This is a genomic window from Holophagales bacterium (assembly GCA_016699405.1).
Lineage (GTDB): Bacteria > Acidobacteriota > Thermoanaerobaculia > Multivoradales > JAGPDF01 > JAAYLR01.
The window spans coordinates 2,770,446-2,795,473 of the sequence record CP064972.1; the positions used below are offsets into that span (position 1 = coordinate 2,770,446).

The 25,028-nt window shown below is 70.1% G+C and carries 11 protein-coding genes; 8 read left to right on the top strand and 3 right to left on the bottom strand.

The window, feature by feature from the left end:
* Positions 1-292: 292 nt before the first annotated feature.
* The gene (locus IPJ17_11470) at positions 293-5,470 is read right to left on the bottom strand and encodes a DUF11 domain-containing protein (GenBank protein ID QQR72146.1); all 5,178 of its coding nucleotides are present in this window, start codon (positions 5,468-5,470) and stop codon (positions 293-295) included.
* A 361-nt stretch (positions 5,471-5,831) separates the two neighbouring features.
* Here IPJ17_11470 and IPJ17_11475 point away from each other — a divergent pair, with 361 nt between their 5' ends.
* The 3 genes from IPJ17_11475 (at position 5,832) to IPJ17_11485 (ending at position 14,825) form a co-directional block, all read left to right on the top strand.
* On the top strand, positions 5,832-9,332 hold the full coding sequence (locus IPJ17_11475; protein QQR72147.1) for a S8 family serine peptidase: 3,501 nt from the start codon (positions 5,832-5,834) through the stop codon (positions 9,330-9,332).
* Positions 9,333-9,516: 184 nt separating this feature from the next.
* Entirely contained in the window at positions 9,517-11,523 is a 2,007-nt protein-coding gene (locus IPJ17_11480; GenBank protein QQR72148.1) for an aconitate hydratase, read from the top strand.
* Positions 11,524-11,582: 59 nt separating this feature from the next.
* On the top strand, positions 11,583-14,825 hold the full coding sequence (locus tag IPJ17_11485) for a diguanylate cyclase (protein ID QQR72149.1): 3,243 nt from the start codon (positions 11,583-11,585) through the stop codon (positions 14,823-14,825).
* Between the two features lie 141 nt (positions 14,826-14,966).
* Here IPJ17_11485 and IPJ17_11490 read toward each other — a convergent pair whose 3' ends face one another.
* Positions 14,967-18,563 carry a hypothetical protein gene (locus IPJ17_11490; protein ID QQR72150.1) on the bottom strand — a complete coding sequence of 1,199 codons (3,597 nt, stop codon included), beginning with the start codon at positions 18,561-18,563 and terminating at the stop codon, positions 14,967-14,969.
* 114 nt (positions 18,564-18,677) lie between these two features.
* Positions 18,678-19,085 carry a hypothetical protein gene (locus tag IPJ17_11495; GenBank protein QQR72151.1) on the bottom strand — a complete coding sequence of 136 codons (408 nt, stop codon included), beginning with the start codon at positions 19,083-19,085 and terminating at the stop codon, positions 18,678-18,680.
* 249 nt (positions 19,086-19,334) lie between these two features.
* Here IPJ17_11495 and IPJ17_11500 point away from each other — a divergent pair, with 249 nt between their 5' ends.
* The 5 genes from IPJ17_11500 (at position 19,335) to IPJ17_11520 (ending at position 25,025) form a co-directional block, all read left to right on the top strand.
* Positions 19,335-19,700, top strand: a complete 366-nt coding sequence (locus tag IPJ17_11500; protein ID QQR72152.1) for a hypothetical protein — start codon at positions 19,335-19,337, stop codon at positions 19,698-19,700.
* Between the two features lie 73 nt (positions 19,701-19,773).
* Positions 19,774-20,373, top strand: coding sequence for an RNA polymerase sigma factor (locus tag IPJ17_11505; protein ID QQR72153.1), 600 nt, complete (start codon positions 19,774-19,776; stop codon positions 20,371-20,373).
* A complete protein-coding gene (locus IPJ17_11510) occupies positions 20,370-22,745 on the top strand; it encodes a von Willebrand factor type A domain-containing protein (GenBank protein ID QQR72154.1) in 2,376 nt (791 codons plus the stop codon). The genes IPJ17_11505 and IPJ17_11510 overlap by 4 nt, the downstream gene beginning before the upstream one ends.
* 13 nt (positions 22,746-22,758) lie before the next feature.
* Entirely contained in the window at positions 22,759-24,690 is a 1,932-nt protein-coding gene (locus IPJ17_11515; protein QQR72155.1) for a hypothetical protein, read from the top strand.
* Complete coding sequence (locus tag IPJ17_11520) at positions 24,687-25,025, top strand: STAS domain-containing protein (protein ID QQR72156.1); 339 nt, start codon at positions 24,687-24,689, stop codon at positions 25,023-25,025. Before IPJ17_11515 ends, IPJ17_11520 begins: the two co-directional genes overlap by 4 nt.
* Positions 25,026-25,028 lie beyond the last annotated feature (3 nt).

Sequence of the window (25,028 nt, forward strand, 5' to 3'; positions counted from 1 at the left end):
ATGGCTTGACGCCGCCCTTCGTCAGCCCCTCGGAAGGAAGGACTCAACCGCAGTCAGGCTGCGTGGTCTTCAATCCCACGAGACCTCGAATCGGGGAATCGTGGAACTTGCACTGGCCTCGCCTCGTATCCTGCGTCGGGGACGGACGGGAGGCCCAGAAGTCCGTGGCAGCTGTCCGGCTCGTCCCCGGTGCTCCGGCCCAATACCCACAAGCTGGACCGTGTCGTGGATCTGAAAAAGAAAAGGGCCCCTCGCGAGAGGGGCCCTTGGCATTTGCCGCGTGGGGTCGGGATCAGGCGGGGCGGCGCCGGAGGGCGAGGAGCGCTGCCAGGGCGAGGAGCCCGAGCATCACGCCGATTCCGATCGGGGAGAGGGTCGGAATCTCGAGCACGCCCGAGATCTGGATGACGGTCGGGTCGCTCGTGCCGCCGGCCGCCGGATCGTCGGTCGAGGCGGTCGTCTCGTTGGTGCCGTTGCCGTCGGCGTCGTAGCTGACGGTTCCCTGGTTGCTGATCGAGGTCCCTGCGGCCTCGGACGAGATCGTCGCGTCGATGGTCACCGTCACCGAGCCGCCGCCCGGGATCGAGCCGTTCCAGGTGACGGTGTTCGTGCCGATCGTCGCGACCGCCGTGCCCGAGGTGGCCGACGCGGAGACGAGCACGAGCGACGCCGGCAGGATGTCGGTGAGCTCGTCGCCCGGGTTGTCGAGCTGGGCCGTGGCCGAGGTGTTGGTCAGGGTGATGGTGTACGTGATGGCGCCGCCCGGGACGAAGCTCCCGCTGACGGTCTTGGTGCGCCCGCTGATGCCGGCCGGCGAGGTGACGAAGAAGCTCGTCGGGTCGCTGGCGCCGCCGACTGCCGGGTCGTCGGTGAGGGCGGCGGCCTCGTTGACGCCGTTGCCGTCCGCGTCGAAGGCGAGGCTGCCCTGGTTGGTGATCGTCGCCAGCGCCGCGCCGGCACCGATCGTCGCCTGGATGGTGACGGTCACCGAGCCGTTGGCCGGCACGACGCCGTTCCAGGTCACCGTGTTCGTGCCGAGGTTCGCCAGGGCCGTGCCCGAGCTGGCCGAAGCCGAGACCAGGGCGAGCTGCGGCGGCAGCACGTCGGTGAGCTCGTCGCCCGGGTTGTTCTGCTGGTCGTAGCTCGAGCTGTTGCTGAGCACCACCGTGTAGGTCACGGCGCCGCCCGGAACGAACGAGCCGGTCACCGCCTTGGTGGCGCTGAGGGTCGCCGGCGAGAGCACCGTGGTCGTGGCGCTCGCCGAGTTGTTGACGGTATTGGGGTCCGCCGTGGTCGGCGAGCTGGTGTCGCTGGCGTTGGTCAGCGCGCCCGCGGTGTTGGGCGCCGTGAAGGTGGCCGCGAGCGTCGCCGAGCCGCCGGGGGCGAGGCTCGCCAGGTCCCAGTGGCCGGTCGCCGGGTTGTAGATGCCCTGCGAGGCGGTGAAGGATCCGGGGTTGAGGCTCGGGAAGCTGGCGAAGCCCTCCTGGACGTCGACGCTGTAGGACGGGTCGTCGCCGTGGTTGGTGACGGTGAGCGTGTAGGTCACGCTGCCGCCGACGAGCACGGTCGGGCTGCTCACCGACTCGGTGATCTCGAGGTCCGACGAGCGCGGCGCATTGACGCAGACCGTCGCCTGGTTGTTGGCCGGGTTGGTGTCGAGCGGCGTGCCGGCGCGGACCTGCGACCGGTTGCAGATCTGGCCGGAGAGCTCGACGGTGGCGACGATCTGCAGCGTCGCGCTGGCCGAGACGGCCAGGCTGCCCGGGACCGTCCAGAGCCCGGTGCCGGAGACGTAGGCGCCGCCGCCGTTGTCGGAGACGTAGGTGAGACCGCTCGGCAGCGGATCACTGACGACGATCCCCGAGGCGGTGTTCGGCCCGTTGTTGGTGACCGTGACGGTGAAGGTCACGTTCTGGCCGACCGTCGGGTTGACCGGCAGGACGGACTTGGCGATTGCCAGGTCGGCCGCCTGGGCGGTGTCGAGCAGCACCACCTCGGCCCGCGTGCCGGCGGCGTTGTGATGGTGCAGGAGCAGCGCGCCGAGCGACCCGTTGGTGGTCATGTTGGCGGTGTTCCAGCTCACCGGCAGGGTCGCGCCGTTGAGGTCCTCGTCGAGGAAGTTGCCGCCGAAGTTGATGCCCGGCGCCGCCCAGTTGTAGAAGTACGGGCCGGCCGCTTCGTCATAGCGGGAGGCCGCCGCCGGACTGCAGTGATCGCCGGTCGTCGTCCGCGCGCAGCCGGCGTTGGTCGCCGGACAGGTCACGATCTTGTAGCGGAAGGTGGTGTCGCCGGCGGTCATGCCGAGCTGCGCCGGCGTGGCGCCGAGGACCATCACGTTGTTGAGGTGCATCGCCGTGTCGATCACCGACGGCGAGACGAGATTGACGAACGAGCCGAGGCCGAGAATGGTATTGCCGTTCGTCGTCAGGTCCCGGACGCCGCGATGGAAGGTGTCGACGGCGTTGGCCCCCGAGACGAAGATCGAGGGGCTCAGGTTGAAGATGGCCTTGTCGTACGTCCCGTCCTCGTTGGTGTCGATGCAGATGTCGTAGGCCACTTCGTTGAGCGTCGACCAGTCGGACCAGCTCGAGACGCCGAAGAAGACGAGGTCGTTGTTGATGTTCGACGGCGATCCCGGGAGGTAGGAGACGCCGGCGTACTGGATGTCGGCGTAGTCCGGCGCGTTCGCCGGGTCGGTGCCGGAGACCACCTGGAGCTCGAACGGCGAGACCAGCGATTCGATGTCGGTAGGGTAGGTTCCGGTGCAAGTCGGGCCGGCGGCGAGCGTGCCGGTGCAGAGCCCGGTGCCGGAGAGCGGGATGGTCGTCGAGCCGGTCGGCGCGCCGCCGGTCACGATCGTCGGCGGGGCCGCCATCGCCGACGACGGCTTCTCGGCCATGTAGACCGGCAGGCGGAGCTTCAGCGTGCTGCTCTGGCTGAAGGTGAGATAGCCCTCCTCCTCGGTCAGGAAGGAGCGCGGCTGGTCGCCGTAGTTCGCCTGGATGCCCTGGGTCGGGAAGAGCGACGGGTCGCGCTTCTGGTCCATCAGGCTGGCGTCGGCCGACAGCTGCACGTCGATCTCGACCGACTCGCCGGCGGGGATGGTGAGGCTGTTGCCGCCGGGCAGCGAGAAGGAGACGCCGGGGGCGTCGTTCGTCAGGTCGAAGCCGAGGTTGAAGGTCTGCGAGGTCGCACCCTTGTTCACCACCCGCACCTTCTTGACCTGCGTGACGTTGCCGACGACCTCGGGGTTGAACGTGACGCTCACCAGTCCGGCGTCCTCGGCGTTCATCGCCACGACGTCGCCGACGGCCGCCTTCGGCACGTCGACACGCCCTCCGCCGATGCGCGACGGGCCGAAGCGCGGCGCGGTGCCGTTGGGGAAGAGCGTCGTGTCGTGGATCGCGTAGTTCATCGCCAGCGCCTTGAGCTCCTCGACGGTCCAGGTCGGGTGGAGCTGGCGGAGCAGCGCCATCGTGCCTGCCATGTGCGGGCTGGCCATCGAGGTGCCGGAGATCGTCAGGTTGCGGACGCCGACCTGGATGCCGCTGGGGTCGAAGACGCCGGTGCAGGACGAGCCGCCCGAGGTCGCCGTCGTGCAGACGATGCCGGTCTCGACCGAGGTGATGTTGAAGCCCGGAGCGGCGACGTCTGGCTTCAGGCGAAGCGGCGAGCCGAAGATGCGACGCGGGCCGCGCGAGGAGAAGCTGGCGACGGTGTCGGCGCCGTTCTGCCCCTGCAGGGTGACGTTGACCGGCGGCGTGCTGAGGATCGTGTTCTTCAGCAGCGTACCGTCGGCCAGCGTGATCATCTCGGTGGGCGTGGTGATCGGAGTGACGATCGTCGCGTCGTCGGCCATCCCCGGCGGCGGCGAGCCCGGGGCGTTGTTGACGATGATCGTGCCGATGGCGCCGGCGTTCTGGCAGTTGAGCGCCTTGGTCTTGAACGAACAGGTGCCGCGGTCGACGACGCAGATGTTGCCGGCGATGGCGGCGGCGTTGGTCAGCGCGCAGCAGCCGTCCGTTGCCGAGGTACCGCAAGCCGCTGGCGACGTAGCGTCCTGCCCGATCACCGCGTTGGCGGTCTGTCCGCTCGGTGTCGTGCCGAACGCCGCGGCGCCGCCGAGGTAGTTGCCGGCGATCCCGGCGGGCGAGTTGACCAGCATCGACACGGCGGCGACACCGTTGTCCAAAGAGGCCGCCGTGGCGAGGACGCGTGAGCCCGAGCCCGGAGCGCCGGCGATGAAGAAGGTGTCCCCGGCGTTGCCGGCCGAGGTGACGACGATGACGCCGGCGAGCGCCGCATTGTCGGAGGAGAGCGCCGAGGCGGTCACCGCCGAGCCGAAGCTCGAGCCGAGCGACATGTTGATCACGTCGAGGTGGTCGGAGAGGTCGGTGTCGCCGTTCGGGTCGAGCGACCAGTCGATGGCCGCGGTGGTCAGGCCGGTGCTGCCGAAGCAGCCGAAGACCCGCAGCCCGTAGAGCGACGCCTTGGGCGCCACACCCGGTCCGACCAGCAGGCCGCTGTAGGTCGACGGGTTGGCATCGTACGGCCCGGTGAAGGTCGCTCCCCCGGCGGTCATGCCGTAGGCGGCCGCCGAGCCGGAGACGTGGCTGCCGTGGCCGTTGCAGTCCATCGGGTTGGCGTCGGGCGCCGGAGCGTTGGCGCCAGTGTAGGCGTCGCCCGCGAAGTCGTTGCCGCCGACGACCTTGGCGGTCGGGAAGCTCCCGCCCGTGGCCGTGCCGACGGTGGTGAAGGTCGCGGTGTCGGTGCGCTCGGTGGTGTAGTCGGCCGCCGTCGCGCCGGGGCCGCCGAATGCGGGGTGGAGGTAGTCGATCCCGGTGTCGATGATGCCGATCCGGATCCCGGTGCCATCGACGCCAGCCGGCAGGCCGATGGTATTGGCCCAGACGTTCGGCGCGCCGATGAACGGCACGCTGGTCGAATTGGTCGGGAACTCGGCGGCGATCGGCACGATTCCCTTGACGCCGGGGAGTGCCCGGATCGCCGCCAGGCGATCGGCTTCGACCGCGACGGCGATGCCGTTGAGGGCGTTCTTCACCCGGTAGATCTCGCGTGCATCGATCGGCGACGCGGCGAGCGCGGCCCCGACCTGTGCCTGGGCGGCGGCGATTCGCATCGCCTGACTCCGGGTCAGGACGGCGGCGGCGGCCTTGGCGTGGCTGTCCGTCGGCAGGGCACCCTTCATCGCCTCGGCGTAGACGACCGCCGTCGGAGGATCGACGAGCTCGACGAGGACCTGGATCCGGCCGTCGTCGGTGCGGGCGATTCCTTCCTGACGGGCGAGGCTCTCGTCGGGGTTCGAGACCTCCATCTCGGGAGCCGGAGACGCCGCCACCGGACGAAGCGGCGCGGCCGCGGCGAGCCCGCCGACCAGCAGGGCAAGGCACGCGACGATCGTGAGGACGGGGTCGGCGAGGGCAATCGGACGCTTGCGGGTTGACGGCATCGGCTCCTCCTGGAACAAAGGCAGAGTCCCTACCGGCAGATCGGGCTTCGTGCACCGAGGGCCGGCAGGCGACGGAAAGGCGCAGGCTTGGGTTGGCAAGAGATCGAGCCAAGCATGACGTCGAGTGGGCGGAGAGTACCGGCGGAGGTGGGGGGAGGTCAAACCCTCGGGCGCCGGCCGATGGGCCCGAACGGGCCGCCCTCGCCGTCGCGGGGACGCCGCCTCCGGCTCCCCAGGCGGGCGCCCTCGCGAGTCGCCGTCGAGGGACGGCGCGAGTTGAAGCCGTGCACTTCGAATGGAACAATCGGCTGGCCGGGAAAGGTCAGACCCTGTTCGGCTCGTCGGTTCAAGGAGGATTCGAGTGCACCCGTCTGCGGTCAAGCGCTTCTCTCGCCTCCTGGGATGGGCCCTCGTTCTCGGCAGCGCAGCCTCCGCCGAGTCGGCCCCCGGCCCCTCGCATGTCGTGCGTCTCGACCGCGCGGCAGCGCGCGCGGCGAGCCGCCTCGCGCTCGCGCCCCGTTTTGCCGCCGACTACGGCGGTTTCCGCTATCTCGAGCTTTCGGCGGCCGACGTCGCCCGCCTCGAAGGCGCCGGGGTGCCCTTCACGGAAGACCGCGACGCCGGCCAGGTGCAGATCGGTCGCTTCCGTTTCGACCCGCGGCGCGACGGTGAGTCGGCGATCGGTGCGGGTGAGGTGGCCAACGGCACGTCGGCCGGCTTTCGCCTCGTCCAGTTGCGCGGTCCCGCCAAGGACGAATGGCTGGCCGAGTTGGGCCGCGCCGGACTGCCGTTGCTGCAGTACTACCCGTTCGACACCTACTTGACCTGGGCTGCGCCCGGTGTCGCCGAAGACGCCGCGGCGCGACCGTTCGTCCGTTGGCAGGGGCTCGTCCATCCGGCCTACAAGGTCTCGCCGGAGCTCGACGGCCGCACCGGGACGATCCGCAACGTCGACGTGACGGTCTACGACGACGGCAAGCTCGATGCGGTGGCCGCCGAGATCGAAAAGCTCGGCGGCAAGGTGCTGCAGCGCGTGCCGGCGCAGCCCGATCGCACCTTCTATTCGATCGTGGCCGAGCTCCCGGCGAGCGCGCTCGCCGCGATGGCGCGCCTTCCGTCGGTGCTCTTCCTCGGCTTCCAGGGGCCGCGGCCGGTGTTCGATGACGAGATGTCCGACCAGATCCAGGCGGGCAATCACCCGGGTGGTGTGCCGGTCACCGGCTACAACGCGCACCTGGCGACACTCGGCGTCGATGGCTCGGGAGTGACCTGGGCGATCGTCGACACCGGCATCGACTACGACCACCCCGACCTCGCCTCGCGCATCGTCGGTGGGTACGAGTTCCCCGGGTCCTGCAACATCGCGGGTCAGCCCGGATCGGACTGTGCCGCGGGTGGACATGGGACCCACGTCGCCGGAATCGTCGGCGGAACCGCCGCCGCCGGTTTCGCCGATCCGTCGGGGTTCCTCTACGGTCTGGGGGTCGCCCCGAGCGTGGGTCTCTTCGCGATGAACTCGCTCTCGGCGGCTGCCTGGCCGCCGGCCGGAGGCTGGCAGGAGCACTCGAAGCGGGCGGTGCTCGGCAGCGCCGTGGGCGGCAACAACTCGTGGACCACCAGCGAAGGGAGCAACCACGGCTACCAGGCCTCGGAGCGCGCCCACGACCTGATGGTCCGCGACGGGAACTTCGACACCACCACGGTGGCGGAGCCGTTCATCGAGGTCTTCTCGGCCGGCAACTCGGGCCCCGGAGCGAGCACGCTGACGGCGCCGAAGGAGGCCAAGAACCTGATCGTCGTGGCCTCCAGCGCCAACTACCGCGTCGGCTCGATCGACAGCATCGCCAGCTCCTCGTCACGCGGACCGGCGGCGGACGGCCGCATCGTGCCGACGCTCGCCGCTCCAGGCGAGGAGATCGCCTCGACCCGCAACGACACCGGAGGCGACTGCTCGACGGCGATCGCCGGCACGAGCAACCGCTACGCCTTCTGCTCCGGGACGAGCATGGCCGCGCCCCATGCCTCGGGCGCTGCGGTGCTCGCCGTCGATCGGTGGCGGGACCTGCACGCGGGGGCGACGCCGAGTCCGGCGCTGGTCAAGGCGCTGCTGGTGGCGAGTGCGGTGGACATGGGAGCGGCCGACATCCCGAACTTCAACGAGGGGTGGGGCCGCATCGACATCACCCGCCTGCTCGCACCCGGAGTGCCCCGCGTGGACCAGGACCAGGATCCGGCACGGACCTTCGCGTCGGCCGGCGAGGTCTACGAGATGACGGTCGGTGTCCCCGATCTCGCCAAGCCGTTCAAGGTGACGGTCGCGTGGACCGATGCTGCGGGGGCCGTCGGCGCGAATCCGGCGCTGGTCAACGACCTCGACCTCGAGGTGGTATTCGGGTCGACGACCTACCTCGGCAACCAGTTCGCCGCCGGTTGGTCGACGCCGGGCGGCACGCCGGACGCCCGCAACAACCTCGAGAACGTCTTCGTGCAGTCGCCGCCGTCGAGCGCGGCGACGATCCGTGTGCGAGCGACGGCGATCAACGGCGACGGTGTTCCGTACAATGCCGACGCGACCGACCAGGACTTCGCGCTGGTCTGCACCAACTGCGCCGAGCAGGCGGACTTCACCCTGCGCGCCGTGCCCGCCTCCCAGGCGGTTTGCGCACCGACCGAGGCCGCCTTCGCCGTCGAGGTCGGTTCGCTGCTGGGCTTCGTGAATCCGGTCACCCTGAGCTTGATCGGTGAGCCGATCGGGGCCTCGGATGGCTTTTCGGTCAATCCGGTGACGCCGGCCGATCCGGCCGCGACATCGACGCTCACGCTGGCGAACACCGAGGCGGCGGTGCCCGGGACATACGCGATGACGCTGGTCGGGGCGGCGGACGGCGCCGACCCGAAGAGCTTCCCGCTCTCCCTGTCGATCGACAGCGCAGTACCGCCGGCGCCGTCGCTCACCGCGCCGGCGGATGGAGCGCTCGGCGTCGCGGTGCGTCCGACCCTGCAGTGGGAGGGGGCCGCCCAGGCTGCCTCCTACCGCCTCGAGGTCTCGACCTCGGTGGACTTCACCCCGTTGCTCGTCGACGAGTCCGGCCTCACCGGCACGAGCTTCACTCCGACGAGCGATCTGCCGAGCAGCGCGCGCCTGTTCTGGCGCGTCACGGCGACGAACGCCTGCGGACCCGGCGTCGCCTCGGCGGTCCACACCTTCGCCACCGTCACTCTGCCAGGCGACTGCAGCCTCGGGTCGGCGGCCGCTCCGGTCTATGCCGAGAGCTTCGACGGAGCCGTGACCGGCTGGACGCACGGCGGGACGGGCGACACCTGGGCGCTCTCGACCTTGCGCAGCCACAGCGGGACGACGTCGTACCTCGGAGTCGACGCGACGAGCGTCTCCGATCAGCGGCTGGTCTCGCCGCCGATCGTCCTGCCGGCGGCCGGGGCCGATCTGACCTTGCAGTTCTGGAACTACCAGTCGTTCGAGGATCGCACCGGCGGCTGCTACGACGGAGCGATCGTCGAGGTGTCGACGGACGGAGGCGCCTCCTGGACGCAGCTCGTCGCCCCCGCCCTGCTCACCGACCCCTACGACGGCCCGGTGTCGGCGAGCTACTCCAATCCGCTGGCGAACCTCGAGGCCTGGTGTGGCGATCCCCAAGGCTGGCTGAGCTCCGTCATCGACCTCTCGGCCCATGCCGGCGACACCGTGCAGTTCCGCTTCCGCGTCGGCACCGACACCTCCGCCGGGCGCGCTCCGGACGGCTGGAACATCGACGACGTGAAGGTCCAGGTGTGCTTCGTTCGACTCGCCGTCGACGGGTTCGAGTCAGGGGATCTGTCGGCGTGGAGCGCACGCGAGCCCTGACCGGCTCGAGGGGGGTCGATTCCCCTGCCGGCGACCGGTCCTCGGCGAACGCGACCGGCCCCCCGGGGTGGCGTGCTTCTCGACACGCCGAGTCGGAAACGCTCCGGAGCGCCGAGCCCGGGAGCGCTAGAATCGCGCCTCGTCTGCGGCCGCGCTGGCGCGCGCCATCTACGAGGAGCGTGCGATGAAGCCACCCGAAATCGTCCGCCTGTCTCCCGGCAAGCGGGTGCTCTTCCTGACCAAGGATGCCGAGCTCGTGAGGCGGCAGTTGCACGAGGGCCTCGACCTGCGGATGGAGGAGCTCACGCCGACCGATCTGCTCGACGACATCAACACCGACGTGATGACTCCCGCCTGGGTCTGCTTCGACTGGAAGCCGTCGGAGATCGCGCGCGAGGCGTATGCGGGACTGATCGTCGACGGCCGGCGGGTGATCGAGCGCGACGCGCTCGCCAACGGCAACTTCGAGGTCATCGTCTCCGGCCAGCGCAAGGGCACCGGCTCGTCGCGCGAGACGGCGGCGCAGGCGGAGGCTTTCGCCGGCATCCGCATCGCCATCGCCTCGTCGTTCGCGCCGATCCACGCGCGCAACAACATCAACCTCGGGACGCTGATGGGCGGTTACGAGATCCTGCGGCGACTCCAGGACGGCGAAGGGGTCCCGCTCGTCGAGTTCTGCGCCGGTCACGATCCGATCACCCGTTGCGTCATCGAGCAGGGCGGCCTCTTCCCGTTCAGCAAGGCGCTCGCCGCCGGCGAGGTGGAATTGCCGGCGACGGCCACCGGGCCGCGCCCGATGACGATGGCCGAGAAGATCCTCGCCCGGCACCAGGTGGGCGGCACGGGCTTCGTGCGCGCCGGGGACGCGGTGATCGTCGAGGTCGACGGCGGCTACTCGCACGAGTTCACCACCGCCCAGGTCCATGCCTTCCTCGCCGCGGAGTACGGGGAGGAGTACACCATCCGCCATCCCGAGCGCTTCGCCGTCTTCGAGGATCACCTCATCTACGCCGACGAAGTGGCGCGCATGCGCCCCTTCCTGCCGAAGATCGAGATCCTCCGCGCCATGCAGCGGGAGTTCCAGCGGCGCACCGGAGTGCGCGACTTCTCGGCGCGCGACGGCGTCTCGCCCGGGATCTGTCACGAGGTGGCGCGCGAGCGGATGATCGCGCCGGGGGATTTCGTCCAGGCGACCGACTCGCATACCTGCATGGGCGGAGTGAACAACGCCCTCACCTGGGGCGTCGGCGCGACGGAGTACGCCGCGCTCGTCCACGCCGGATTCACCCAGGTCGAGGTGCCGGAGTCGATCCGTTTCGAGCTCGTCGGTGAGCTGGCGCCGAACGTCACCGCCAAGGACCTGATGCTCCACATCCTGTTGCGTTTCGCCAAGCCGGAAGCGACGCTCAACCGGGTGATGGAGTTCACCGGTCCGGGGCTCGCTTCGCTGTCGATGGACGAGCGCGCGACGCTCGCCAACATGGCCACGGAGTGCACCGCACGGAGCGGCATCGTGGCGGCCGACGAGGCGACGTTCCGCTGGCTCGCGGCTTGGCGACCGGAAAGCAGCGACGACGAGCGAGCGCGCTGGCGCGCCCGCGCGGTCGCTCCCGACGAGGGCGCCGAATACGCCGGCGGGCTGCACGTCGTCGACCTCTCGCGCCTCGTGCCGATGGTCGCGCACCCGGGAGACCCGGACCACGGCATTCCGTCCGACCCGACGAACGGCGCGACGGTGGCCGAGGTCGGGGACGTGGCGATCGACATCGCCTACGGCGGCTCCTGCACGGCCGGGAAGATCGACGACCTGGCGTTCTACCACCAGGTCTGTGCCGAGGCGGTCGCCGCGGGTCGGCGGGTCGCGACCGGCGTCGAGTTCATCATCCAGTGCGGCTCGGAGGCGGTCGAGAGTTACGCGCGCGAACAGGGATTCCTCGACACCTTCGCGCGCGCCGGCGTGCGTCTGATTCGCCCCGGCTGTGGCGCCTGCATCGGTTGCGGCCCGGGCGTCTCCGAGCGCGCCGACCAGGTGACCGTGTCGGCGATCAACCGGAACTACAAGGGGCGCTCCGGTCCCGGCAGGCTCTGGCTTGCCAGTCCGCTGACCGTCGCGGCGTCGGCGTTCACCGGGCGGATCAGCGCCTTCGAGCCCGGGATGTTCGCCCGTGGGGGAGCTTCCGGTCCGCGGTGACGACCGGGTCGGGCGGGCACGGTCCGGGATCGTGCGAAGATCAGCCCGGGGGCCGTGAGGTGATCCGTCGAGCCGAGCTGCGCCACGCTGTCGTACGCCGCTTCCTGCTGCTGTTCCTTCCCGTTGCCCTGCTGGTGGTCGCCGGGGCCGGGTGGATCCTCTCGGAGGATTCGCGCGCCCGTCGCGAGTCGCTGCGGGGGCGACAGGCGAACCACCTCGCCCTGCTCGAGAGCCTCGTCGAGCTGCGACTCGAACCGATCCTCGGCACCATTCGCCACCTCGCCGCGACCCCGCAGATCCAGGTCTATCTCCGCCATCCTGGGGAGCTCGAGCGCCGGCCGGTCGAGGAGGAGATGGCCGGTTTGCTGTCCGGTCAGCCCTCGTTCGACCAACTCCAGTGGCTCGACGAGTCGGCATGCGAACGGATCGTCGTGCGTCGCGAGGCGGGGGGGATCGGCGCCGTCGCCGCGGCCGCTGCCTCCCGATGCGCACGCGACGACGCCGACGCGATCGCGCGGCTGAATCCGGGACAGCTCTACCTCGCGCCGCTCGACCTGGCGGTGGAGGACGGGCAGGTGATCCGGCCAGTGCGGCCAGTCCTGCGTTTCGCCCTGCCGCTCTTCGACGCCGAGAAGGTGCGGCGCGGGACGCTCGTGCTGAGCCTCCTCGTCGAGCCGCTCCTCGCCCAACTCGGCCGTCCGTTCGTCGCTGCCGACGAGCGCGTCCTGGTGGCCAACGATCGCGGCTTCTGGCTGGTCGGGCCGCGTGTGGGCAGCGAGTGGGGCTTCCGCCTTCCCGAGCGCGTGGCGGAGACGGTGGGCTCCGCCTTTCCCGAGCTCTGGCACGCCTTCTCGACGCGCGAGTTCGGTTCCGTCGCGACGCGGGACGGGCTCTTCGAGTTCCGCAAGGTCCGGCCGGCAGCGCTCGCCCGCTCCGGGTGGAGCGAGCGGGCGGGCGGTTGGGGGGCGAGCGGCGCCGAAGAGGCGTGGTGGCTGGTCTCGTGGATGCCGCCTTCCGCCGTCAGCGCCGTTCGCGGCAGCTCGACTCGACTTCTGCTCCTCGCGCTCGCGGCGGTGCTCCTCGTCCTCGCCGTGGCAGCGCTCGGCGAGGCGCGCTCGACGGTGGCCCGGCAGCGTGCCGAGCGGGCGGTGCGCCGTCAGCTCGACCTGATGGAGCGGATGGGCGAGACGATCGCCAGTCCCGTCTTCGTCAAGAACCGCGAAGGTCGCTACACGGCGCTCAATCGCGCCTACGAGGAGCTCCTGGGCGTCCCGCGCGAGACGCTCCTGGGCCACACCGACCGGGAGCGGGTGAGCGACCCCGAAATCGCCACCTACGAGCGGCTCGACGGCGAGGCGCTCGCTGGTTCCGAAGGGGTTCGGTTCGAAACGACGGTCGAACGGCCGGGGCTACCGCCGCGCCGGGTCGAGGTCCACAAGCGGTCGTTCGCCGACGAGAGCGGACGGGTGCTCGGCCTCGTCGGCGTCGTCCACGACATCACCGGCCTGCGGGAGGCGCAGGCTCGCCTGGCCGCGAGCGAGGCGCGTTTCCGCGCGATGATCGAGGGGAGCCTCGATCTCATCTTCGTGCTCGGTCCGCAGGCGCGGCTCGAGTACGCCAATCCGCGTGCCGAGAATGCGATGGGCTGGCCGGCGAGCGAGATCGTCGGTCGGTCGGCGATCGAGTTCGTCCATCCCGACGACGCAGGCCTGGCGCGCGGGATGATCCGCCTGATGAGCGAGGACCGAACGGCGCGGCCCCGACTCGAGGCGAGGCTCGCCAGTCGCTCGGGGGAGTGGCTGGACGTCGAGGTCTGGGCCTCGCCCCTCGAGTCCGCCGACGGGCATTTCTCGTTCCTGGTGGTGGCGCACGACATTCGCGAGCGCCGGCGGGTCCAGCGCGAGCTCGCCGAGTCCCGCGCTCGCCTGCAGCGCGTTCTCGAGCACATGCCGGTGATGCTCTCGGCGGTGGGCGAGGACGGCCGTTATGCGGTATGGAACCGCGAATGCGAGCGAGTCACCGGGTATTCGCTGGAAGAGCTGGCCGACGAGAAGGTTGGCACGTCGATGGCTCGCCTGTTCCCGGATCCAGTCGATCTCGACCGCTTGCGGCACGAATGGGCGGCGCGAGAAGGGGAGTTCCGCGATTGGGAGATGGAGATCGTCTGCAAGGACGGGAGTCGCAAGGTCACTTCCTGGTCAAGCATCGCACGGCAGTTCCCGATCGCGGGCTGGAGAACCTGGTCCATCGCCGCCGACGTCACCGACCGACGGCGCGCCGAGCGCGAGAAGGCGGCCGCGCTCGAGACGCTCCAGAGCTGGGTGGGAAAACTGCAGAAGCTCAACGAGCTCGACGATCTGCTCCACGCCTGCCGAAACCTCACCGAAGCGTATGCAGTGTTGGAGAAGTCGCTTCCGCCTCTCTTTGCCGCCGACGCCGGCCAGCTTTTCCGGCCAGATGCCGGCTCCGACACGATGACGTGCGTGCTCACCTGGGGGGGCCTCGGTTCGGAAAGCTTGGCGCGCACCAGCTGTTGGGGGCTCCGCCTCGGGCATCCCCACCTGCACGGGCCGGAGACCTCGAGCGTGGCTTGCGAGCACGTCGAGCGCGGGAGTGGGAACGCGAGCATCTGTGCACCGCTGCTGGCGCAGGGAGAGCTGCTGGGGCTCTTGCATCTGAGGAAGTTCATCCGTTCTTCGGCGACCGAGAACGCATGGTCCTCCGAGCTCCAGCTGGCGCAGATGGTGGCCGGGCACCTGAGCCTTCGCATCGCCGCACTTGGGCTGCGTGAAACCCTCGAGTACCGCTCGACCCGGGATCCGCTGACCGGTCTGTTCAACCGACGCTACTTCGAAGAGACGTTGACGCGTGAGATCCACAGCTCGGGGCGCCATCGTCGGCCGCTGGCGATCGTCATGGTCGACATCGATCGTTTCAAGCGCATCAACGACACTTACGGTCACGCCGTGGGGGACGTCGCGCTGCGGGAGGTGGCGTCGGCGCTGCAGCGGGGGCTGCGGGCTTCGGACGTACCTTCTCGTTGGGGTGGCGAGGAATTCGTCTTGCTCCTGCCCGAGGCGACCGTTCCGCCGGCCACCCATCGCGCCGAGGAGCTGCGGCGAGCGGTGCTCGCGCTCGCTGCCGACCGGGTGCGCGGGCTGCCGCCGGAGCTGTCGGTCTCGGCCGGCGTGGCCGTCTATCCGCTGCACGGCGAGACCGCGGAAGCTCTGCTCAAGGCCGCCGATCAGGCTCTCTACCGAGCCAAGGCCAACGGGCGGAATCGCGTCGAGACCGCCGAGTAGGTTCAGTCCTGGCGGAACCTGCTTCCGGAGTCATAGGAGGCGAACGCCGCGACAGGGCGACAGCTCTCTGCGACCTGGACGGCACTCCGGGTGCAGTTTTCCCGCTCTCTCGGCCCAGCGCGAGCGTACGCGGCTGAGCGATCAGAACGCGTCGACGTCGGCGAACGATGCGAGCTGCCCGGCACGGTTCGCGTACTGGCGCCTCGCGCCGGTCAGCGTGTCGGTGACGGTGAGCGTGTACTCGACGTCGGAGAGTGCTCCGCAGTAGAACCAGAAGTGGGAGTTCAGGGCGCGACCGTCGAGCATCTTCACCGCGAGCTCGGGATTGTCGTCGTCGAAGAACCAGAAGGTCCCCGAGTCGAGGGTGTGCGGGCCAGCCTGCGCCGTGCCTTCGTTGCCAAGGAAATCGCGCCAGCTCGCTTCGACGGCGAAGCGCCCCTGCTGCAGGCAGAGGCGGGTTGCGCTCGGGATGCATGCGCCTGGGGGCGTGTGCGCAGCCGAAGCTGAGGAACGCGCGGCGGTCGAGACGAGTGGCTTTGCAGGTGGCTGCGAGGAGCCGGCCGCGAACGCTTCGATGTCGGAGAACGAGGTGAGCTGGCCAGGAGGGTTGGTGGTGCGACGGGTCGTGCGCGTTGCCGTATCGGTGATCTGCAGGTTGTAGCCGCGGTCGGTGAGCGAGCCGGCGAAGAGCCAGAAGTGATCGTTCAACGCGCGGCCGTCGTGCACCTTCACGACCGCCTCGATGTTGTCGGCATCGAAAAACCAGAAGGCGCCAGAGCTGCTCGAAAGCGGAAAGGCCGAAGCCGATGCCGAGTGGCCGCGCTCGTCGTGCCATTGGATCTCGACGCTGAACCGACCGTCTTGCAGGCAGAGCCGATGCGCTTCGGGGATACAACGACCATCGCCATTCGTGTCGATCGCCCAGAGCTCGCGCCCGCGAAACCCATCGTCCGCGGAGAAGTAGAGAGTGTCGCCGACCGCGACCAGCTCTTCGGGCGCCGCGGAGTCGCTGCCGGCGGCGATGTCCGAGACGCGGCGCGTGCCCGCGACGGTCCCGTCCGTAGTCCAGACCTCTCGCCCGCTGTTGTCGGCCTCGGCGGCGAAGAAGAGCCTTCCGCCGGCCACGGCGAGGAATCGAGGCTCGCTTCCGACCCCTCCCGGCACGAGGTCGAGCGACCGCGTCCCGGCCGCCGTGCCGTCGGTGGCCCAGAGCTCGGCGCCGGTCTCTTCGGTCTCGGCGGTGAAGTAGAGACGGCCGGCGTGAGAGATCGCCTGCCGCGGACTGCTGTCGTCGGGGTCGACCGAGAGCGAGCCGAGATCGGCGATCGCCGTCGTTCCGTTCGCCGAACCGTCGCTCCGCCAGAGCGTCAGGCGATCGGAAGCCACGAGGAACAGTAGCTGATCGCCCCAGGCGAAGAGGTCCAGCAGGCGGTCTTCGCTCTCCTCGGGAGAAGTCCACAGGACCGAGGTCCCGACCTGCGTTCCGTCGGACACATAGAGACGTTCGCGGGTGGGCAGCTCTCGCCCCGTGAAGTAGATCCGATCGTCGACCACGACCTGTTCGAGGTCGGAGTCGTGGCTGACGACCTGTGTCGGTGTCGCGATCGGGCTCGCCGTGCCGCCGGCGAGCGGCAGGGAGAAGACGTCTCCACCGGCATAGGTTTGGCGCACGAAGAGATGAGTCGAGGTCGCCGATATGAGCTCGAAGCTCCGCGGCAGCCCGTCGACCGCGATTCGCGAGGTGCCGCCGAGTGTGCCATCGGAACGCCAGATTCGACGTCGGCCGTCGTCGTGGGCTTCTTCGACCGCGAAGAAGAGGAATCCTCCGCGCGACACGAACGGTAGGAAGGTGTACGCCCACGCGTCGGAGGTCAGGTTCGTCCAGCTATCGGTCAGTGGATCGAAGCTCGCAAGGCATGGGCTCGTTGCACTCGAGCCTTGCGACTCACGAAAGAGCCGGTGGTGGCCGAGGTCCGCTACGGCCTCCACGATGTTGGAGCCGCAGGCATACGGCGGAATCCGGCGCAATGTCCCCGTGCTCGTGTCGAGACTCCAAGAGCTGTCGTGGTACAGCTCCTGGCTCGCGGATGTGCCGAGCACGACCCAGTAGAGGTCCTCTCCGGAACATGCAAGCCTAGCAGGCAGGGCTGGCGCGGACTCCGGCTCGAGGTTGCCGAGCAGGCGCAGGCTCCCGTCGAAGTCCCCGAGCAACCAGGGTTCGGTGCTGCTCGCCTCGCTCACTCCAGCGAGCGCGAACGCCCCAGCGGCGCGGGCAACCTGTCCGCGGTACTGCGTGTGCACGGTGACAGGGTCGACCTCGGTGTCATTCAGGACACGTGTGCCGTATTCGGTGCCATCGGTGACGATCGTCGTCCAAGACGATCCGAACATCGAACTGCGATAGGTGTTCTGGTAGAGGGCGCGGTCTTCCACTACGACCCCGTCACCTGCGTACGTGAAGTCGCATTCCACGCAGCTTCCACTGATCGCTCGGGTACCATGAGCAGTTCCGTCAGTCCGCCAGATCTCGATGTCCTCGTCAGCCGTGCTCCTGGCAAGGAAGAGGAGATGATCCCCCAGGGCCAAGAACCCCGAGCGGATCGTGAGCTCGGGAAGATCGGGTACCAAGGGCAACGGCGGCGAGGAGGCCGCCGATTGCACCCAAAGCCCGGGTCGTCCGCTGTGCAACGCGAGGAACACGAAGGACTCTCCGATCCATCCGCCTGAGACCCCCCAGAAGTCGGTGGGACGAAGATCCGGTTCGATGAGCCGATGGGTGCCACTCTCCGTACCGTCGGAAACCCAGAAGTGGTCGGAGCTGCCCAAGACGTGTTCGAGGAAATAGACTCGCGACCTGCCCGCGATGAACCCAAGGGGGGCCAAGTGTGGCCAGTCACCGAAGGCCACGAGGACCCGTGTGCCGATTGCAGTACCGTCGGACACCCAGAGCTCGTAACCTCTTCCTTCCGACCACCCTGCGAAGAAGTAGCGATTCGTTGTGCCGGCTGAGTCGTCCGAGAAGCCCGGAACCGCGACGACCAAGTGTGTTCCACTTGCGGTTCCATCGGTCTGCCCGAGCCACCTCCTCCGTTCCGGATCCTCGGCGAGAAAGAAGACTCGATCGCCGACGACTCGAACGCCGTAGTAGATCCAGCTTCGGTTCGGCTCACCTCGATGCAGGAGGATTGCTGACCCGCCGGGCCAGACGCTCCAGAGGCCGTCGATTCGACTCGTCGACGAGACGCCGGCAACGGCAAGGAAACGGTCCGTGGCGGCGCGGCTCGAGAAGAAGTCGCTCGGGCGAGCTCGGATCATCGAGCCGCTTTCGTCGCGCGCCGCGCGCGTTCCGAGACGAGTTCCATCGGAGACCCAGAGCCTGCTTTCGCCTGCAACTTGCACACCGTAGAAGGCCACGCTCCCGATCTGCTCGAGCAACCGCGGGTACGAGCCCTGGGTCCCCGGTTCTGCGTCGCTCAGCAGCTCGACACGGGACCCGTCGAGGTCGGTGCCGCGCAGCTCCATGCCGTGGAGCGGGTCCGAAGCGGCGAAGACGATGCGGTCGCCCACACGGGCAAATTCGCTCGGCAGCGACGAGCGCTGCTGGATGTCGGTCGCTTGATCGGCGACCAGACGCGGAAGACCGATCGCCTCGGCTGCCAACGGGTTGGCGAGAACCGCGAGCGCCAGGGCCGTGGCCCTGGCGCAGAGCTGGGTGGACAGGAGGGGGGTGTTCCGCACGACGGACCTCCCGGCAGAAGAAGGGCCTTTGCCGGAAGACTGTGCGCGAAAGTGCTACGAAAATCAAGACGGTCGGTCTCGACGCTTGTCGAGTCCGATGCCGCCGTGAGCGCTCTAGTTCCTGCCGAACACCCGCACCAGCGCCTTGTGCCCGCCGACAGACTGGGCGTCGTAGACGAAATCGATCGAGCGGATCACCCGATCGCCGCCGTTGACGTCGATGATGCGCGACTCGCCACCGGCGGGGATGACGTTGCGCAGCTCGACCTCCTGGTCGGCACCGTTGGCGAAGTGGATCGTCACCTTGCGGAACTGCACCGCGCGTTCGAAGACCTTGATGCGGATGGCGCGGAACGTCCCCTCGGCGCGGGTGACGAGGATCGTGTCGTGATCGACGGCGTCGTTGACGGTGCGCTCGCCGATCAGCTCCCAGCCGCGGCGCGGTCCGGCGCTGGCGGAGCTGGCGAGGACGACGGCGAGCAGCAGGGCGAGGGCGGCGGCGAGACGAGTCCTGGCGTTCATCGGCATCTCCTTGGAGGCCGGGTCGTCGAGACGACCCGGTGGTCGATCGGTCGCGAAATCGGCACCCCCGCGGCGGGGATGACCGGCACGACCCTTGAAAACCGTGAATGGCGCGGATCCTACGCCGAGGTGCCGAAACGAGGGAAGATCAAGAAGAACCGGAGCGTGAGAATCGTCCACTCGGGCCTGCCCTTCGGCGGGGCGACTCGCCGGGTTGCCGACCCGACGTGACACGGAGAAAATGGTGCCATGAAGAGCCAGATGCTGGGTCTCGCGCTGGTCGCCGTCCTTTCCGCCGCCTGTGCCCCGGCACTCGAGTTGACCTGGTTCGACCGGACGCCGCACGCGGCTCGGCCGGCAAGCGCGGTGGCGGTGATCGCGGCGTTTCCGTCCGATCGGCCGTACCTCTCCCTGGCGCGGATCGAGGTGGCCGATGGAGGTTGGCGAGAGAGCCGGGCCTCGATGGTCCGTCGTATCCAGGAGCGAGCCGCGGCGGCCGGCGCCGATGCCGTGGTGATCGAGGAGACCACCACGCGGCGTCGGACGGCGATTACCCCTGAGGGGGCGGGTCGCTTCCACGAACGGGTCGTGGTCGGGACGGCGATCGTGTTCTGACCTCGTTCGGGGGCCAGCGGCCGCGCCGAGTTGCGCTTTTTCGCCCGGCGTTGTCTAAAGGGGCATGGACGCCATGCCAGCGACCCGACCCCCGGCCAGCCGGAGCCCCGATCCGGCCCTTCTCGACGCTGCCGAGGAGCGCGAGCTGCTCGCCGCGCTTGCCGGCGGCGATCGCCGCGCCGCCGAGCGCCTCGCCGAAGCCACCTATCGCCAGACCTGGGCGGTGTTGGTGCGACTCTGCGGCGGCGACCTCGATCTCGCCGCCGACCTGACCCAGGAGACCTATCGCAAGGCCTGGGAGTCGATCGGCCGCTTCCGCGGTGGGGCGCGGCTCGCCACCTGGCTCTTCCGCATCGCCTATACCACCTTCGTCAACCACAAGCGGCGTCCGATACGCCTGGTGCCGCTCGCCGACGGTTTCGACGACCTGATGGCGGACGGCGAGCCGTCGAGCGAGGAGTTGTTTTCGGGCGAGGAGCAAGGCCGGAGGCTGCGCCGGGCCGTTCTGGACTTGGACGACACGCTGCGCTTCGCCGTCACCGCGCGCTACTGGGCCGAATTGCCCGTCGAGGAGATCGCCCGCCTCGAAGGGGTCACCGCGATGGGCGTCCGCAAGCGGTTGGCTCGCGCCTTCCAGACGCTCGCCGCCGCGCTGAAGGAGCCGAAGTCATGAACCCCCTTCCACGTCCGTCCCGGGAAGAGCTCGAGCGCGAGCTCGCGGCGACTTCCGTGCCGCCGCCGCCGCCCGATCTGCTCGACCGCATCCGTCGCGAGATCCCCGAGAACCTGCCGGCGGTTGCCGGCGGCTCGGTCGCGCGATTTCCCGCTCGCCGCTCGCCGATTCGTCGCTTCCTGCCGCTCGCCGCGACGCTCGCCCTGGCTGTCAGCGGCACCTACGTTGCCGTGCGCGTCGCGCGGGAGCGGTCGATCGCGCCGCGCCCCGCGGCTCGTGAGCTCGTGCCGGTCGACACGATCGAGCCCGCACGCGCCCAGTCCGCGGCAGCCCCGGCCGCGCCGGCGGAACCGAAGCCGGAGACCTTGAGCGCCCGCCCGGCTTCGTCGCCGCGAGCGCTGCCGGTCCCGGTCGCGGCGGGGGCGACCAACCTCGCCGAGAAGTCTGCCGAGCTCGGCGCCGTGGCCCCGTCGCGCGTCGCTTCGACGGTTCTTACGCCTCGAGAAGAGCGTCAGGCGCCAGCGAGCCGGGTGGCGGCGGCGTCCCCGGCCGTGCCTCCTCGCGCCGACGACGGCGCCGGGGCGACCGTCACCTCCGCGGCCGGCGGCCGTGCCGAAGGCGGACTGGATCGAGGTGTCGAGGCAGGAGTCGAGGGAGGTGTCGAAGGAGGTGTCGAGGGTGGCGTCCCGGGCGGCGTGGTTGGCGGAGCTCCCGGTGGCGTCGCCGGTGGCTCCCCAGGTGGGGTGGTGGCCGCTCCGGCGGTCGGTCGGGCGCTCCGCGAGGAGCGTCGGAACGAGATCGTCGCGCCGGTCGAGGTCCCTGCTGCTGCAGGGAGAGCCGATGCGTTCCGGGCGAACGAAGCGCCGTCGACGGGAGGAACCGCCGAGCCGAACGACCAGCCGGTCGGCGACATGTTCTTCCGTGCGACCGGGGTCAATCCGTTCATCGACACGGAAGACGATCGCTTCTCGACCTTCGGGCTGGACGTCGACACCGGCTCCTACACGTTGGCGCGGACCTACCTCGACGGCGGTCATCTGCCGCCGCCCGAGGCGATCCGCGTCGAGGAGTTCGTCAACGCCTTCGACTATCCCGAGCGAGCCGACCGCCGGCGCGACTTCACCGTCCACGCCGAAGGCGCCCCGTCACCGTTCGCTCGCGGCGAGCGCGTACGGCTCGTCCGTTTCCACGTGCAGACGCGGCCGATCGCCGAACAGGACCGGCGTCCCGCCGACCTGATCTTCGTCGTCGACGTCTCCGGCTCGATGGGGCGCGACGACCGGCTCGGGCTCGTTCGCCAGGCGCTCGGCCTGCTGCTCGGCCGGCTGCGCGAAGACGATCGCGTCGGACTGGTGGTCTACGGTACCCGCGGCCGCGTGCTGCTCGCGCCGACGGGAGACCACGCGGCGGTGCGTCGCGCCCTCTCCCAGCTCGTGCCGGAGGGGTCGACGAACGCCGAGGAGGGGTTGCGTCTCGCCTACGACCTCGCCGCCGAGTCGTTCCGCCGCGGCGCCGTGCGCCGCCTCATCCTCTGTTCCGACGGCGTTGCCAACGTCGGGGCGACCGGTCCCGAGTCGATCCTGGCGCGCATCGGTGCGGCGGCGCGCGAGGGCGTCGAGCTGTCGAGCTTCGGCTTCGGCATGGGCAACTACAACGACGCGTTGCTCGAGCAGCTCGCCGATCAGGGCAACGGCCGCTACGCCTATGTCGACGACCTTGCCGAAGCGGAGCGGCTCTTCGTCGAGCAGGCGGCGGCGACCGTGCCGACGGTGGCGCGCGATGCCAAGGCGCAGGTGGAGTGGAACCCGCGGACCGTTGAGCGCTACCGCCTGCTCGGCTACGAGAATCGCGACATCGCCGACGAGCGTTTCCGCGACGACCGGGTCGACGCCGGCGAGATTGGCGCCGGCCATGCGGTGACCGCGCTCTACGAGATCAAGTTGCGCGACGGGGCCAGCTCCTGGCTCGGCGGCGAGCGCCTGGCGACGTTGCGACTGCGCTATCGCGAGGCGGCGAGCGGGGCGGTGCGCGAGAGCGCCTACGACCTCGAGCGCGGTGCGATCGCCGCGCGCTGGAACGATTCGTCGACCAACCTGCGTCTCGCCGCCGTCGCCGCCGAGCTCGCCGAGCGGCTGAAGGGCTCGATCTGGCGCAAGGAGGCGCCGTTCGCGACGCTCCTCGCCGAGGCCCGGTCGCTTGCCCGCGAGCGTCCGGAGGCGCGCGACCTCGCGCGCCTGGTCGAGCGGGCGGCGGCGCTGGCGGGGCCGGATCGCCGCGAGGTCGAGCCGGGCGGTGGCGACGATCCGCCGCCAAGCGACGCCCATCGCCTCGCTCCGCGCGACGAGGGGCAGGGAGGTCCGGGCGAGCGCTAGACTCACCCGCGACGTGATCCCCTCCGATTCGCCTCGTGCCGGGGCTCGCTCCTTCTCGTCCGCCCTCGCCGTCGTCGCGACCCTGGTCGCGCTGGCGGCGGGGGCGGTTGCCTCTCGCCCGATCGGGGCGCACGTCGCCGCGTCGGATCGACTCCCGCTCTGGGACATGGCCGGCCACGCCTGGGGCGGGGTGGAGCTGCTCGAGTCGATCGCCTCCGGGCGGCCGTTGACGCTGCTCGCTCAGTTGAACGGGCAGGACAAGTGGCCCTTCGGCTTCTCACTGCTTCTGTTGCCGAGCCTGGCGCTCGGCGGCGAGAGCGTCGCGTCGGCCACCGTCCCGGCGCTCGTCGCCTTCGCCGTGGTCCCGGCGCTCCTCGTGCTGCTCGCCTGGAGCATCGACCGGTCGGCAACGGCGCTGCTCGGCGGCCTCGCCGCCGGAGCCTTCTGGCTCGCCGCACCGCTGCCGCGGCTCTTCGCGTCGCTGGTGATGCGCGAGACGACCGGCGCGGCGCTCATCCTCTTGGTCGTGCTTCTCGAGCTGCGGGCGGAGGAGCGGGGGAGCCTCGTCGCCTGGCGCCTTGCCGGGGCCGCGCTCCTCGCGCTGGTGCTCGTCAAGTACAACTACGCCCTGGTGGTGGTCGTCGGCCTCGGACTGCATCGGCTGCTGGCGCGACCCGCGGCGAGCCGGCGCGAGCTCGTCAGCGCGTGGTGGCGGCGTCTCTGGCCGCTGTCGAGTGGCGATCGGCGCACCCAGGGGGTCGCGGCGTCGGTCGTCGCCCTCGCTCTCTGCGTGCCGCTGAGGATCAATCCCGGTGTAGCGCTCTGGGTGCTGCTGCTCGGCGGCGCGATCCGTGCGGCCGTGGTGGCCTGGCGCCGGCGGAGCTCGCCGTTCGGCTGGATCCGACGGCTGGCTCCGCGCGAGCGGGCGCTCGTCGAGATGGTCGCGCTGCCGCTCGGAGGCTGGTGGCTGTCGCCGCAGCCGATCCACCCGCGGACGGTCTGGGCGTTCCTGGTCAACCGCCCCGGCGGGGGCTCGCTCGACCCCGGCTTCTATCTCACCGCCTTTGCCCGGGATCACGCCGCGACCACGGTGCTCGGCGGGTCGGCGCTCGTCGCGGCGGCGCTCTTCGCCGCCCTGGCCTGGGGTTCGACGCCGACCGGCTGTCGCGCCCTCGCCCTCGTCGGCGGCGTCGGTTTCGCCATGGTGGCGCTCCACCCGTACCACGAGCCGCGCTTTCTCACGCCGGTCGCGCCGTTGATCATGCTGGCGGCGATGCTGTCGCCGTTGGCGATCGCTCGCCGGTTCGCGGCTCGCGGCGGCGCTCTGCTCTCGGTGGGGGCCGCCCTGGCGACGGCGGGAGCGCTCGTCTGGGCCACCGCGCCGCTGATCGTCGGGGACGAGCAGGCGAGGACGCGGCTCGCCGCCGACCACGCGGCGCATTCGAGCGACCCGCGACTCGCCGAGCCGCTCGGCGCGCTCGTCGAGGCGGCGATCGCGCCGCGCGACGGACAGCGACGGGTGGCCTTCCTCGGCGTGTCGAACGAGCTCTCGCCGAGCCTCCTGCGGTGGCGGATCGCACAGGCGGGACGGGCGGGCGCCGTGGATCTGGTCGACGGCCCGGCGCGGTCGCGAGCGGCTCGGAGAGACCGGCCGGTCGACCAGCGGCTGGGGGACTGGTTGGCGAAGGAGCGGCCGGAACGCGTGCTCGCGCTGGCGATCGAGGAGACGAGCGCGATCGGCCTGAGCCGCGACTACCGCCAGCAGAACGCCTGGCAGGCGGAGCTCGTCGCGGCGTTGGAGACGGCTCCCGCGTGGCGGCTCTCGGCGCGGCGGACGTTCCCCGAGCTCGGGCTCGAGTTGCGCGTCTACGAGCGAGCGACACTTGGTTTGACCCTCCCACGGGCCGCTGTTACACTGCCCGGCGTCCTGCGGATCACTTCATGATCGTCGAGAAACGACGCGTCGGCGACTTCACCCTGCTCTCGGTCGAGGGCGTGATCAAGCTCGGTGAGAGCGCACATTTCTTCGCCCAGACGCTCGAGCGGGTGCTCGGCGAGGGGAGCGGTCACGTGCTCGTCGACCTCGCCAAGATCAACTACATCGACTCGACGGGGATCGGCGAGCTGGTCGGCTACCTCGGCCGCTTCCGCGACCTCGACCGCAAGCTGATCCTGATCAATCCGTCGGAGCGGATCCGCCGCCTGCTCCACGTGGCGCAGCTCGACAGCCTGTTCCCGACCTACGACAGCCTCGAGGCGGCGCTCGCCGCCGAGCCCTAGGCT

Excerpts from the sequence above, each read along its gene's own strand:
- IPJ17_11470 (QQR72146.1), bottom strand. The coding sequence starts at position 5,470 with ATGCCGTCAACCCGCAAGCGTCCGATTGCCCTCGCCGACCCCGTCCTC.
- IPJ17_11480 (QQR72148.1), top strand. The coding sequence starts at position 9,517 with ATGAAGCCACCCGAAATCGTCCGCCTGTCTCCCGGCAAGCGGGTGCTC.
- IPJ17_11495 (QQR72151.1), bottom strand. The coding sequence starts at position 19,085 with ATGAACGCCAGGACTCGTCTCGCCGCCGCCCTCGCCCTGCTGCTCGCC.
- IPJ17_11500 (QQR72152.1), top strand. The coding sequence starts at position 19,335 with ATGAAGAGCCAGATGCTGGGTCTCGCGCTGGTCGCCGTCCTTTCCGCC.
- IPJ17_11505 (QQR72153.1), top strand. The coding sequence starts at position 19,774 with ATGCCAGCGACCCGACCCCCGGCCAGCCGGAGCCCCGATCCGGCCCTT.
- IPJ17_11510 (QQR72154.1), top strand. The coding sequence starts at position 20,370 with ATGAACCCCCTTCCACGTCCGTCCCGGGAAGAGCTCGAGCGCGAGCTC.
- IPJ17_11520 (QQR72156.1), top strand. The coding sequence starts at position 24,687 with ATGATCGTCGAGAAACGACGCGTCGGCGACTTCACCCTGCTCTCGGTC.